The organism is Brevundimonas naejangsanensis (assembly GCF_000635915.2).
Classification (GTDB): Bacteria; Pseudomonadota; Alphaproteobacteria; order Caulobacterales; family Caulobacteraceae; genus Brevundimonas; species Brevundimonas sanguinis.
This window is the reverse complement of sequence record NZ_CP015614.1, coordinates 1542589-1556421: the sequence shown is the minus strand read 5'-3', so window position 1 is coordinate 1556421 and position 13833 is coordinate 1542589. Positions and strand designations below refer to the sequence as shown.

Genomic DNA, 13833 nt, shown 5'->3' with positions numbered 1-13833 from the left:
GGGCAGGCTCACGAAGAACCATAATCAGCGGGAGAGACGCCAATGCGCGACATTCGCCACTTCATCGACGGTGCGGCTTTCGAAGGGGCGTCGGGCCGCTTCGGCGACGTCTTCAACCCCAACACCGGCGAGGTTCAAGCCCGGGTCCAGCTGGCGACCGTCAGCGAGATGGACCGCGCGGTGCAGTCGGCGCAGGCCGCCTTCGAAGGCTGGTCCTCGACCAACCCGCAGCGCCGCGCCCGCGTCATGTTCGAGTTCAAGCGCCTGGTCGAGGCGAACATGAACGAACTGGCCGAGATGCTGTCCAGCGAGCACGGCAAGGTCATCGCTGACTCCAAGGGCGACATCCAGCGTGGTCTGGAAGTGATCGAGTTCGCCTGCGGCATCCCGCACGCGCTGAAGGGCGAATACACGCTGGGCGCCGGTCCGGGCATCGACGTCTACTCCTCGCGTCAGGCCCTGGGCGTGGTGGCGGGCATCACCCCGTTCAACTTCCCGGCCATGATCCCGATGTGGATGTTCGGCGTCGCCATCGCCGTCGGCAACACCTTCATCCTGAAGCCGTCCGAGCGCGATCCGTCCGTGCCGGTGCGTCTGGGCGAACTGATGATGGAGGCGGGCGCGCCCAAGGGCGTGCTGAACGTCGTCCACGGCGACAAGACGGCGGTCGACGCCGTCCTGGCCCACCCCGACATCCACGCCGTCAGCTTCGTCGGCTCGTCGGACATCGCCCACTACGTCTATCAAACGGGCGCCCAGCACGGGAAACGCGTCCAGGCCATGGGCGGCGCCAAGAACCACGGCATCGTCATGCCCGACGCCGATCTGGACCAGGTCATCAAGGACCTGTCGGGCGCGGCCTATGGCTCGGCGGGCGAGCGCTGCATGGCTCTGCCGGTCGTCGTTCCGGTCGGCAAGAAGACCGCCGATGAACTGCGCGAGCGTCTGGTCGCCGAAATCCCGACCCTGCGCGTCGGTATCTCGACCGATGATCAGGCCCACTACGGCCCGGTCGTCTCGGCCCAGCACCGCGACCGCGTCGCCGGCTGGATCAGCAAGGGTGTCGAGGAAGGCGCCGAACTGGTCGTCGACGGCCGCGACTTCAGCCTGCAGGGGCATGAGAAGGGCTACTTCATCGGCCCGTCGCTGTTCGACCACGTGACGACCGACATGTCCTCCTATCAGGAAGAGATCTTCGGCCCGGTGCTGCAGATCGTCCGCGCCGCCAACTTCGAAGAGGCGCTGAGCCTGCCGAGCAAGCACCAGTACGGCAACGGCGTCGCCATCTTCACCCAGAACGGCCGCGCGGCCCGCGACTTCGCCGCCCGCGTCAACGTCGGCATGGTCGGCATCAACGTGCCGATCCCGGTGCCGGTGGCTTACCACTCGTTCGGCGGCTGGAAGCGTTCGGGCTTTGGCGACACCAACCAGTACGGCATGGAAGGCGTGAAGTTCTGGACCAAGACCAAGACCGTCACCGCCCGCTGGCCCGACAGCGCGCTGGAGCACGAGGACTCCAGCTTCATCATCCCGACGATGAGCTGACGCGTTTCCTCCCCACGTCAGTGGGGAGGGGGACCACGAAGTGGTGGAGGGGCCTCTTGGGACAGCGGAACCAAGCGGCCCCTCCGTCTCGGCCGCTCCGCGTCCGATCCACCTCCCCATTTCATGGGGAGGAGAAAGTTAGCTCAGCGTATACGGGATCACCCCCCGCTCATTCTCCGGCACGGCCAGCGTCCGGTCGATCGGCGGAAACGCCCGCTGTGTGCAGTCCGTCCGCTCGCAGATGCGGCAGTTCACGCCCATGCGGGTCGGCGGGCCGTTCAGGTCCAGTCCATCCGCATAGACCAGCTGCGCCGCGTGCTCGATCTCGCATCCCAAACCCAGCGCATAGCGCCGGTCCGGCTCCAGGAACGATCCGCCGGGCTTGGACACGCTCTTGGCGATGCAGACGTAGCGGGCGCCGTCCGGCATTTCCGACAGATTGACCAGGATGCGGTCGGGCGCGCTGAAGGCCTCGTGCACGTTCCACAGCGGGCAGGCGCCGCCGAAGCGGGCGAACTGGAAGCGCGTGGCGCTGTGCCGCTTGGTGATGTTCCCCGCCATGTCCACCCGCGCGAAGTAGAAGGGCACGCCGCGCCATCCGGGCCTCTGTAGGGTGCTCAACCGGTGGCAGGCCTGTTCGAAGCTGACGTGGAAGCGGTTGCGCAAGCGGTCCACGTCGTGCCGCAGCTCCCGCGCCGCCTCCAGAAAGGCGCGATAGGGCAGCAGCAGCGCCCCCGCCGCATAGTTGGCCAGGCCGACCCGGCACACGTCGCGCGCGGCGGGGATGTCGAAGGCGGCGCGGTCCAGTTCGTGCTCGATCAACTCCTCGAACCGTAAGCGAACCAGTTGGTGCGCCATCTGGAAGGCGCGGGTGGCGCCGGGCAGGCTGGCGTCGACGTACAGGATGCGCGCGCTCGGATCGAAGCGCCGCATGGCGCCGCGCGCCTGACCCGTGGCGACGCGCACGCCGCACAGGTCGTTGAGGGCGGTCTCCAACTCACGTTCCGGGTGGACGCCGTCGCCGAGGTTCAGCTGCGCCGCCAGATCCTCCGCCGCCCGGTCCAGGGCGTCGATGTAGTTGTCGCGATAGTGGAAGAAGTCGCGCACCGCCTCATAGGGCAGGGCTGGGGCGGCGACCGTGGCGCGTTCGTCGCGGCCCAGGGTCTCGTTCAACGTCTTCAGCCGCTCGTCCAGGCGGCGATAGTCCTGATGCAGAGCCAGAAATTGCCGCGCCAGCCGGGGCGCGTTCATCGCCGCCTGTTTGAGTTCGCCCGCCGTCGGCGCCTCGGCGTGGCCTGCGACGTCGGTGGTCGCTTCGCGTAGGTCGGCGATCAGGCGGGCGTCGCCGTCCAGGTCGAACAGGCTGGCGTCCACATCGAAGGCGCGGGTCAGGGCGATCAGCACACGCGCCGTGGCCGGGCGCTGGTTGGTCTCGATCTGCGACAGATAGGACGGCGACAGCGCCAGCCGCCCCGCGCACTGTTCCAGCGTCCAGCCGCGCGCTTCGCGCAGCTTGCGGACCTTGGTCCCGAGGTAGAGTTTTTCAGCCATGATTGTCGGGCATTGCAACTTTGCAAAAACGCTTGTCCGCCTTGGCAGGCTTACGCACTTGGAAGCCTTTTGCAAAGTTGCGATTGCCTTTTTGCAACCAAGCGGCTTGTTGGACTCTGAACGAAGTCAGGGAGTCGCCCAACCATGAGCCAGGCCATCCTCGAGGAGCTCGAGCGCCGTCGCGCCGCCGCCAAGCTGGGCGGGGGCGAGAAGCGCATCGCCAGCCAGCACGCCAAGGGCAAGCTGACCGCCCGCGAACGCATCGGCGTCCTGCTGGACGAAGGCTCCTTCGAAGAGACCGACATGTTCGTGGAGCACCGCAGCCACGATTTCGGCATGGAGAAGCAGCGCATCCCCGGCGACGGCGTCGTCACCGGGCGCGGCACGATCAACGGCCGTCTGGTCTATGTCTTCTCGAAGGACTTCACCGTGTTCGGCGGCTCGCTGTCGGGCGCTCACGCGGCCAAGATCGTCAAGATCCAGAAGATGGCCCTGACGGCGGGCGCGCCGATCATCGGCCTGTTCGACGCCGGCGGCGCGCGCATTCAGGAAGGGGTGGAGTCGCTGGCGGGCTACGCCGACATCTTCCTGCAGAACACCCTGGCGAGCGGCGTCATTCCGCAGATCTCGGTCATCATGGGGCCGTGCGCGGGCGGCGACGTCTATTCGCCCGCCATCACCGACTTCATCTTCATGGTGAAGGACACCTCCTACATGTATGTGACCGGCCCCGACGTGGTGAAGACGGTCACCAACGAGGTGGTCAGCCACGAGGACCTGGGCGGCGCCCGCGTCCATGCGGGCAAGTCGGGGGTCGCCGACGGCGCCTTCGAGAACGATCTGGAGGCCCTGTCGGAGGTGCGCCGCCTGATCGGCTTCCTGCCGCTGTCGAACCGCGAGACGCCGCCGGTCCGCGAAACCTATGACGAGCCGGATCGCGATGAGGCCTCGCTGGACACCCTGGTCCCGGCCAATCCGAACCAGCCCTATGACATGAAGGAGCTGATCCTGAAGACGGTCGACGAGGCCGACTTCTTCGAGATCGGCGCCGACTTCGCAAAGAACATCATCTGCGGCTTCGGCCGTCTGGACGGCCAGCCGGTCGGCATCGTCGGCAACCAGCCCCAGACGCTGGCGGGCGTGCTGGACATCGACAGCAGCCGCAAGGCCGCGCGCTTCGTGCGCTTCTGCGACGCCTTCCACATCCCGCTGGTGACCTTCGTCGACGTGCCGGGCTTCATGCCGGGGACGAAGCAGGAGTACGGCGCACTGATCAAGCACGGCGCCAAGCTGCTGTTCGCCTATGCCGAGGCCACGGTGCCCAAGCTGACGGTCATCACGCGCAAGGCCTATGGCGGCGCCTATGACGTCATGAGCTCCAAGCACCTGCGCGGCGACGTCAACTACGCCTGGCCGACCGCCGAGATCGCGGTCATGGGCGCCAAGGGCGCGGTCGAGATCATCTTCCGCAAGGAGGCCGGCGACCCCGAGGCCCTGGCGGCGCGCGAGGCCGAATACAAGGAACGCTTCGCCAACCCCTTCGTCGCGGCCGGCCTGGGCTACATCGACGACGTCATCATGCCCCACGGCACCCGCCGTCGCCTGATCAGGGCTCTGAAGACGCTGAAGAACAAGACCCAGGAAAATCCCTGGAAGAAGCACGACAACATCCCGCTGTAAGGCCCAGAAATGTTCGATAAAATTCTGATCGCCAACCGGGGCGAGATCGCGGTTCGCGTCATCAAGACCTGCCGTCGCATGGGCATCAAGACGGTGGTTGTCTATTCCGACGCCGACGCCGGGTCGCTGGCATGCGAGATGGCGGACGAGACGGTTCACATCGGCCCGTCGCCCGCCGCCCAGTCCTATCTGATCCAGGACAAGATCGTGGACGCCGTGAAGCAGACGGGGGCGCAGGCCGTGCACCCCGGCTTCGGTTTCCTGTCGGAGAACGCCGGGTTCGCGCGGCGGCTGAAAGCCGAGGGCATCGCCTTCATCGGGCCGAACCCCGAGGCGATCGACGCCATGGGCGACAAGATCACGTCCAAGAAGTTCGCCGCCGAGGCGGGCGTCTCGACCGTGCCGGGCCACATGGGTCTGATCGAAACGCCGGACGAGGCGGTGAAGATCGCGCGTGAGATCGGCTATCCGGTGATGATCAAGGCCTCGGCCGGGGGCGGGGGCAAGGGCATCCGCGTCGCCCATTCGGACGACGACATGGCCGAGGGCTTCGCCGCCGTGAAGGCCGAGGCGCTGAACGCCTTCGGCGACGACCGCGTCTTCCTTGAGAAGTTCATCGTCGATCCGCGCCACATCGAGATTCAGGTGCTGGGCGACAAGCACGGCAACGTCATCCACCTGTTCGAGCGCGAATGCTCGATCCAGCGCCGCAACCAGAAGGTTATCGAGGAGGCGCCGTCGCCCCTGCTGGACGAGGCGACCCGCGCCGCCATGGGGGCGCAGGCCGTCGCCCTGGCCAAGGCGGTGAACTATGACTCGGCCGGCACGGTCGAGTTCGTCGCCGGTCAGGACAAGTCCTTCTTCTTCCTGGAGATGAACACCCGTCTGCAGGTCGAGCATCCGGTGACGGAGCTGATCACCGGCGTTGATCTCGTCGAGCAGATGATCCGCTCGGCCTGGGGCGAGCAACTGGCGATCAAGCAGGACGACCTGTCGATCAACGGCTGGGCCATCGAGAGCCGCATCTACGCCGAAGACCCCTATCGCGGCTTCCTGCCGTCGATCGGCCGTCTGGTGCGCTATGAGCAGCCGGAAGAGGGCGATCAGGGCGACTATACGGTCCGCAACGATTCCGGCGTCCGCGAGGGCGACGAGATCAGCATGTTCTACGACCCCATGATCGCCAAGCTGTGCGCCTGGGGCGAGACGCGTGAGGACGCCGTGCGCGGCATGGCCCGCGCGCTGGAGGACACCCATCTGGCGGGGCTGGGCCACAATGTGCCCTTCCTGGCGGCGGTCATGGATCAGGAACGCTTCCAGTCCGGCCAGCTGTCGACCAGCTACATCAAGGACGAGTTCCCCGAGGGCTTCCACGGCCTGGCGCCGAGCCCCGAGCAGGTGAAGATCCTGATCGCCTCGGCTGTGGCCATGAACGAGGTCATCGCCGAACAGGACGGCGACCCCAGCGAGCGCACCGACTGGACCGTCCTGGTCGACAAGACGGCCTATGAGGTCGAGGTCGGCTATGACGAGGCCGAGGACCTGATCGTCGCCATCGACGGCGAAGAGGTCTCCCTGTCCGAGATCGACTGGCGTCCGGGCCTGTCGCTGTTCAAGGCGGTGCTGGACGAGGACGCCTTCACCGCCGAGGTGAAGCGCGCCGCCGACGGCTTCGACATCCGCCACCGCGCGGCGCGGGCGCGGGTGCGCGTGCTGCGCCCCGACGTGGCGCATCTCTACGCCCTGCTGCCCGAGAAGCAGGCGGCGGATACGTCCAAACTGGTGCTCTCGCCGATGCCGGGTCTGGTGGTCGACATCCCTGTGGTCGAGGGCCAGGAGGTCAAGTCCGGCGAGACCGTGGCCATCATCGAAGCCATGAAGATGCAGAACATCCTCAAGGCCGAGCGCGACGGCAAGGTGAAGGCCGTCAAGGCCAAGGCCGGCGACCCGGTCGCCGCCGACGACGTGCTGGTGGAGTTCGAGTAAATGACCGAGTTCGCCGTCCCGACCCCGCTGGAGTGGCGCGAAGCCGCCGTCAAGGCGCTGAAGGAGCGTCCGCTGGAGAGCCTCATCCATCTGGATGCGGACCATCTGGCGACGAAGCCGCTGTATGGGGCGGCGAATGGCGGCGAGCCGGTGTTCGCGCCCCGGCCCTCGGATTCCGAAGGCCGGGCGTGGGACGTGCGGGCGCTGAATGAAGGCGAGGATGCGGACGCCCTGAACCGCGCCATCCTGACCGATCTGGAGAACGGGGCGGCCTCCGTCCTGATCGCCGGGCCGGTCGCGGCGGACGCAGGCCGATTGGCTCGCGCGCTGGACGGGGTGGCGCTGGAGCTGGCGCCGGTGGCGCTGGACGCCGGGTTCGACGGCGTGAAGGCGGCGGAGGCCCTGTCGGCGGCCGCCAAGGGCTCGCCCCGCGCCAAGCTGGCCTTCCACCTCGACCCGATCTCGGCCTATGCCGAGGCAGGCGGGGCGCCGGGCGGTGTCGCGGCGATCATGGGCGAGACGGCCAAGGCGGCGGCGACCCACGCTGCGACCTATCCCGAGGCGACGCTGTTCATGGCCTCGGGCCGCGTGGCGCATGAGGCGGGCGGCTCCATCGCGCAGGAACTAGCCTTCGCCGCGTCGTCGGCCGTGGCCTATGTGAAGGCCGCCGTCGAGGCAGATCTGTCGGTCGAGGCGGCGCTGAAGGGCGTGGTTCTGGGCGTCGCCGTGGATCAGGCCTATTTCGACTCTCTGGTGAAAAACCGCGCCCTGCGCCTGATCTGGGCCAGTCTTTCCAAGGCCTTTGGCGTTGAAGTTCAAGCAAAGATCGAAGCGCGCTCGTCGCGGCGGATGCTGTCGGCGCGCGATCCGTGGCCGAACATGCTGCGCCTGACGGCGGCCGGGTTCGCCGGGGCCGTGGGCGGGGCCGATGCGGTGGTGCTGGACAGCTTCACCCGCGCGGCCGGCCTGCCGGACGACTTCGCCCGGCGTCAGGCGCGCAACACCCAACTGATCCTCATGGAGGAATCCAACCTGGGCCGCGTCGATGATCCGGCCAGCGGCTCCTGGTATCTGGACGCCCGCACCCGCGAGCTGGCCGAGGCGGCCTGGGCCGAGTTCCAGCTCTATGAGGCCGAAGGCGGCGTCATCGCCTGCCTGGAGGGCGGGGTGATCCAGCCCCGCATCGCCCGCGCCCGCGACATGGCTGAGAAGGCGTATCGGGACGGCGCTGCTCAGATCGTCGGCGTCACCAAATTCGTCGACCCGGATGTGCGCCCCGCGCCCGTGACGCCTGCGCCCGCCGCGCCTGCCGTCATCGGGGCGTTCGAGGCCCTGTCGCCTGTCCGCTTCGCCGCCGCCTTCGAGGAGGCCGTTCAATGAGTTTCCCTGACTTCTCCAAGATCGCCCTCGACCTCGACGCCACCGGCGTCGGGCCGGATCGCGCGCCGTGGACCACGCCCGAAGGCCTGACGGTCGAGACGGCCTATGGGCCGGATGCGCTGGACGAGCTGGACTTCATCCACGGCCTGCCGGGCTTTGCGCCCTTCGTGCGCGGGCCGTATCCGACCATGTATGCGGGCGCGCCGTGGACGATCCGCCAGTATGCGGGCTTCTCGACCGCCGAGGAGTCCAACGCCTTCTATCGCCGCAACCTGGCCGCCGGTCAGAAGGGCCTGTCGGTCGCCTTCGATCTGGCCACCCACCGGGGCTATGACAGCGACCACCCGCGGGTGAAGGGTGACGTCGGCATGGCGGGCGTGGCCATCGACAGCATTCTGGACATGCGGACCCTGTTCGACGGCATTCCGCTGGACCAGATGTCGGTGTCCATGACGATGAACGGGGCGGTGCTGCCGATCCTGGCGCTCTACGTCGTGGCGGGCGAGGAGCAGGGCGTCGACCACGCCAAACTGACCGGGACCATTCAGAACGACATTCTGAAGGAGTTCATGGTCCGCAACACCTACATCTATCCGCCCGCGCCCTCGATGCGGATCATCGCCGACATCTTCGAGTGGACGGCGAAGGAAACGCCCAAGTTCAACTCCATCTCCATCTCCGGCTATCACATGCAGGAGGCGGGGGCGTCGGCGGATATCGAACTGGCCTACACACTGTCGGACGGGATCGAATACCTGCGCGCGGGCAAGGCTGCGGGCATGGAGATCGATCGTTTCGCGCCGCGCCTGAGCTTCTTCTGGGCCATCGGCATGAACTACTTCATGGAGGTGGCCAAGATGCGCGCCGGCCGCCTGTTGTGGGCCGAGGCGGTCAAGCGCGAAGGCGGCGTCAATCCGAAGTCGCTGTCCCTGCGGACCCACTGCCAGACCTCGGGCTGGTCGCTGGCGGCGCAGGACGTGTTCAACAATGTGCCGCGCACCATGGTCGAGTGCATGGCGGCGGCGGGCGGCCAGACGCAGAGCCTGCACACCAATGCGCTGGACGAGGCGCTGGCCCTGCCGACCGACTTCTCGGCTCGGATCGCGCGCAACACCCAGATCCTGGCGCAGGCCGAGACGGGCCTGACGCGCGTCATCGACCCGTGGGGCGGCAGCTTCTACGTCGAGCGCCTGACCCAGGAGCTGGCGACCAAGGCCCGCGCCCTGATGGAGGAGGTCGAGGCCTACGGCGGCATGGCCAAGGCCATCGAGGCGGGCATTCCCAAGCTGCGGATCGAAGAGTCCGCCGCCAAGACGCAGGCCCGCATCGACACGGGCCAGCAGACGGTCGTGGGGGTGAACAAATATCTGAACCCGGTCGTCGACGACATTCCGATGCTGAAGGTCGACAACGCCGAGGTGCGCGCTCGCCAGATCGAGAAGCTGCAACGGCTGAAGGCCGAGCGCGACGAGGCGGCGACGCAGGCGGCTCTCGACGCCCTGACCGAAGGTGCGCGCGGGAACGCCAACCTGATGGAGCTGTCGGTGCGGGCCGCCCGCGCCAAGGCCACCGTCGGCGAAATCTCCGACGCGCTCGAGGCCGCCTTCGGCCGCCACATCGCTACCGTGAAGACGGTGTCGGGCGTCTACGCCAAGGAGGCCGGGAACGATCCCAAGGTCGCTCGCGCCCGCGAGATGGTCGCCGCCTTCGTCGAGAACGACGGCGGCCCGCCGCGCATCCTGATCGCCAAGCTGGGGCAGGACGGCCACGACCGGGGCCAGAAGGTCGTCGCCACCGGATACGGCGACATCGGCTTCGACGTGACGGCCGGTTCTCTGTTCCAGACGCCGGCCGAGGCGGCGAAGGATGCGGTCGAGAAGAACGTCCATGCGGTCGGCGCCTCGTCGCTGGCGGCGGGGCACCTGACGCTGGTGCCCGAGCTGAAGGCCGAACTGGCCAAGCTGGGGCGCGAGGACATCATGATCGTAGTCGGCGGGGTCATTCCGCCGTCGGACGTGCAGCCCCTGCTCGATATGGGCGCGGCGGCCGTCTATCCGCCGGGGTCGGTCATCGCCGAGACGGCGGCGGACCTGATCGAGAAGCTGAACCAGCGCCTGGGCTACGCCCAGCCCGCGCCTGTGGAGACGAAGAAGTGATCGGCAATCTGAACCACGTCGGCGTCGCCACGCCCTCCATCGCCGAGTCGATCAAGCTGTATCGCGATATTCTGGGCGCCACGAAGATCGGCGAGCCGTTCGACCTGCCCGCCCAAGGGGTGAAGGTCTGCTTCATCGACACGCCGACGGCCCAGATCGAACTGATCGAGCCGTTCGACGAGACCAGCCCGATCACAGGCTTCCTGGCCAAGAACCCGAAGGGCGGCCAGCACCACGTCTGCTTCGAGGTGGCCGACATCCACGCCGCCATCGCCGAAATGCGCGCCAAGGGCGTGACCATTCTCGGCACGGGCGAGCCTCGCATCGGGGCGCACGGGACGCCGGTGGTGTTCCTGCATCCCAAGGAGATGGGCGGGGTGCTGATCGAACTGATGGAGACGCCGAAAGAGGCGCATTGAGCTCCGGTTTTGTAAACCGATGCAGACAAAAGGCCCGGTCGCGAGACCGGGCCTTTTTCTTGATGCCTTCTTCGCCGTTATCCTCGGACTTGATCCGAGGATCGGGCCATCCGCCTGAGGGGCGGCGGACAGGAAGAGTGCGCGGGTTTCCTCGATCCTCGGATCAAGTCCGAGGATGACGGCGGGAGGTGTCGGCTCAGTACAAGATCTTCCGCAGGCTGATGCGGAACGTGCGGCCCAGCGGGTCGAGGTAGTCGGGCTGATAGGACAGCGGCGTCTCGCCCAGGCCGTCGCGGACCTTCAGGCGCTGGTCGAAGATGTTCTCGACGCCGACGCTGACGCGGGCGCCCTTCAGCCACGGGTAGCGCGAGACCAGGCTCTCCCGCGACGAAAGGTCGGCGAACAGGTTCAGGTTCACCGTCGTCAGGTCCGAGAAGCTCAGGTCGTCGTCCGGCGACGAACCGCCGTTGATGCGGGTGGATTCCTTCCAGTTGGCGTTCAGGAAGCCGCCCATGCCGCTCTTGAAGGCGCCCATCTGCAGCTGGACTTCATTGCGGGACTGGCCGCCGCGCGCGCCGATGGCGGCGCCGTCCAGCAGGTCGAACACCGGCAGGCCGTCGCGGATCGTGATCTCATCCTGGATGCGATAGGTGTGGTAGAGCGAGATGTTGAAGCGCCCCTGGCCCGGCATCATGCCGCCGCCCCGGCCGCGTCCGCCGCCAGACTGCATCCGCATTCCGCCGCCAGAGGGCGCGCCGCCCGCGCTGTGACCTCCCGGAGGCGGGCCGCCCTGGACGCGCATGACGGTCGGCGCGCCGCCGCCCGGTCCGCGCTGGCCGCCGCCGCTGCGCGTGTTCATGCGGGCCATAGCCGCCGGGTCCGGCTTGCCGAAGGCGGTCGAGAAGTTGAGGCCCCAGCGGATTTCCTGCTGCTCGGCCTTCTGGAAGTTCAGCGGCCGGGCGTCGATCGACAAAAGATTGCCGTCCAGGTCGCGCGTGAAGCGCTCGGGCAGGGCGGCTTCCAGTTCGGGCGTGATGGTCGGGAAGGAGGCGATGGAGCCTTCCGTCTCGGTCCGGGTGTAGTTGGCCGTGAGGCGCAGATCCTTGTCCTTCAGCGGGGTCAGGTTGACGCCGAACTTCAGGACTCGCTTGGTCTCCTCGGACAGGTTGGGGTTGCCGCCCTCGATGCGGACGATGTTGACCGACTGGCCGGTGGCGAAGTCATAGACCGGCACGTTCGGGGTCGAGATCGTCGGGTCGTTCAGCTGCGACATCGACGGGGCCTTCTGTTCGTCGGCCCAACTGGCGGTGAAGTTGACCGGCTCCCACGGCGACCAATTCAGCCCGACCGTATAGGCCGACAGGCCGCCGAAGTCGGACAGGTCTTCATAGGCGAGGTTCAGGTTGGCCGACAGGTCGCCAAGCGCGCCCAGCCCCTCGCGGTCGCGGCTGGCGATGGGCAGGTTGAAGTTGCCCGAGGCGCTGGTGCGGTCGCGCGACAGGGAGCGTTCGGAGAAGACGCTGGCCTGCTGTTCCTCGGAGAAGCGCAGGTTCTCGGAGTCCAGCGACTGACTGTCGAAGCCGACCTTGAAGGTCGAGGTCAGCGATCCGGCCGGGCCTTCCCAGGCCGTGCCGTTGATGACGCCCTCGAGGCTGGACTTGCTGGAGATGGAGCGCGCCGTGTCGAACGGATTGGCCGGCAGCTGGCCCAGATCGCCGAACGGGTCGATGGTTCCCGCCGTCACGCCCGCCTGAAGGGCGTCGTCGTTGAGGCCTCGGCCGGTGCGGGTCTTGGTCTCGGTGCGGTCGTAGCCGCCGTTCACCGTCCAGCGCCAGTCGCCCAGATAGCCGTCGACCAGGAAGCCCAACTGGCCTGACAGGGTGTCGGTCTGCCGCCCCAGCGCGCCGGGCGCGTCGATATAGCGATGCAGAAGGACGTCGCCGGCGAAGGGCGAATAGGGGCTGGCCGAGGGCAGGGCCAGGCTGAGGCCCGGCAGGCCCAGGTAGGAGAAGCTGGATGTATCCTCCAGTTCGCCGCTGAGCGTCATCGACATGGTCTGGTTCAGGTCGCGCACCAGGGAGCCGGAGATGGAGCTGTTCTCGCGCTTGGGCGACAAGGTGCGATAGGCGGTCAGGTCGTCGGTGCGCGGCCCGACGCCGAAGTCGGACAGGCTGGCGCCGCCCGCCGCGCCCGCCCCGACCGAGGCGGTCGTCACGCTCTGGCCCAGCAGGGCCGACAGGGCGGGGTCGATCTCGCCGCCGCCGGGCGCGGTGACATTGCCCATCAGGTCGTAGGGAACGCCGTCGCGGGTGATGTTGCGCTCGGTCTCGAACAGGGGGGTGTCGCGTTCGTATTCCAGGTCCAGCGTCCAGCGCTGCTTGCCCGAGATGCGCAGGATGTTGCTTTCCAGGTCGGTCATTGTGCGGCCGCCCTGGTCGGGACGACGCGCGCTGGCCTGCATGGTCACGGAGCGGAAGTCGGCCTTCAGCACGAAGTTCACGACCCGCTGATCGGCGCTGTAGCCGTAGGACAGGGCGGTTTCCTCGGGCAGGATCTCGGTGCGCTCGATCGCCTCGGGCGGGATGCCGCGAATTTCGCGAAAGCCTGAGATGCGCCGTCCGTTGACCAGGAAAACCGGCGAGCCGCCGCGCGAGCTGCGCGTCACCGGCTCCAGCAGGGTCATCAGTTCCTCAATGCTGCTGGCACCGTAGGCCTTGATCTGTTCTTCGTCGAGGACCAGTTCCGGCTCGTAATCGCCCAAGGCTGCGCCGCGCCGGGCGGTCGTCACGACCTCCAGCGTGCCCAGGTCATAGGCGTCGTCGTCGATCTCCTCCTGCGGCACAGGGGTTGCGGTCTGGGCGGGCGCAGCCTGGGCGGGGGAGGAGGACGCCGCCGCCGTGTCGGCAGGAGACAGGGAGGCGAGGGCGAACAGCAAAGCGACTGGCGACATGTCGAGTCCTAAAGGCAACCGGGAAATAGGCACGTTCGCGGCGGACGCCCTGTCTCATCCACCGCATCGGCCCAGGTAGAGAACGATGTGCGCCGAAAGTGGGCGCGATCGCGCTCTGAGATTAAACTCCTGTAATAAGAGGCTTAGTCCCGTCCGAACCGACATG

8 protein-coding genes are annotated in these 13833 nt (G+C 67.5%); 6 read left to right on the top strand and 2 right to left on the bottom strand.

Features of this window, described 5'->3' with window-relative positions:
- The first annotated feature begins 42 nt into the window (after positions 1 to 42).
- Positions 43 to 1545, top strand: a complete 1503-nt coding sequence (locus DA69_RS07320; RefSeq protein ID WP_025978123.1) for a CoA-acylating methylmalonate-semialdehyde dehydrogenase — start codon at positions 43 to 45, stop codon at positions 1543 to 1545.
- 138 nt (positions 1546 to 1683) lie between these two features.
- On the opposite strand, the gene DA69_RS07315 is transcribed toward DA69_RS07320, so the two are convergent.
- Positions 1684 to 3096, bottom strand: a complete 1413-nt coding sequence (locus DA69_RS07315; RefSeq protein WP_025978122.1) for a short-chain fatty acyl-CoA regulator family protein — start codon at positions 3094 to 3096, stop codon at positions 1684 to 1686.
- A 144-nt stretch (positions 3097 to 3240) separates the two neighbouring features.
- Here DA69_RS07315 and DA69_RS07310 point away from each other — a divergent pair, with 144 nt between their 5' ends.
- Genes DA69_RS07310 through mce form a run of 5 tightly spaced genes read left to right on the top strand, consistent with a single transcriptional unit; the run spans position 3241 to position 10717 of the window.
- Positions 3241 to 4776, top strand: a complete 1536-nt coding sequence (locus DA69_RS07310) for an acyl-CoA carboxylase subunit beta (protein WP_025978121.1) — start codon at positions 3241 to 3243, stop codon at positions 4774 to 4776.
- 9 nt (positions 4777 to 4785) lie between these two features.
- Positions 4786 to 6762, top strand: coding sequence for an acetyl-CoA carboxylase biotin carboxylase subunit (locus tag DA69_RS07305; RefSeq protein WP_025978120.1), 1977 nt, complete (start codon positions 4786 to 4788; stop codon positions 6760 to 6762).
- Positions 6763 to 8142 (top strand): methylmalonyl-CoA mutase family protein, encoded by a 1380-nt coding sequence (locus DA69_RS07300; RefSeq protein WP_025978119.1) that lies wholly within the window; start codon positions 6763 to 6765, stop codon positions 8140 to 8142.
- Positions 8139 to 10298 (top strand): methylmalonyl-CoA mutase, encoded by a 2160-nt coding sequence (scpA, locus tag DA69_RS07295; protein ID WP_025978118.1) that lies wholly within the window; start codon positions 8139 to 8141, stop codon positions 10296 to 10298. Before DA69_RS07300 ends, scpA begins: the two co-directional genes overlap by 4 nt.
- Positions 10295 to 10717 (top strand): methylmalonyl-CoA epimerase, encoded by a 423-nt coding sequence (mce, locus tag DA69_RS07290; protein WP_025978117.1) that lies wholly within the window; start codon positions 10295 to 10297, stop codon positions 10715 to 10717. The genes scpA and mce overlap by 4 nt, the downstream gene beginning before the upstream one ends.
- A gap of 196 nt (positions 10718 to 10913) precedes the next feature.
- Here the strand turns inward: mce and DA69_RS07285 are convergent, their stop codons facing one another.
- Positions 10914 to 13667 (bottom strand): TonB-dependent receptor, encoded by a 2754-nt coding sequence (locus tag DA69_RS07285; RefSeq protein ID WP_025978116.1) that lies wholly within the window; start codon positions 13665 to 13667, stop codon positions 10914 to 10916.
- Between the last annotated feature and the right edge of the window lie 166 nt (positions 13668 to 13833).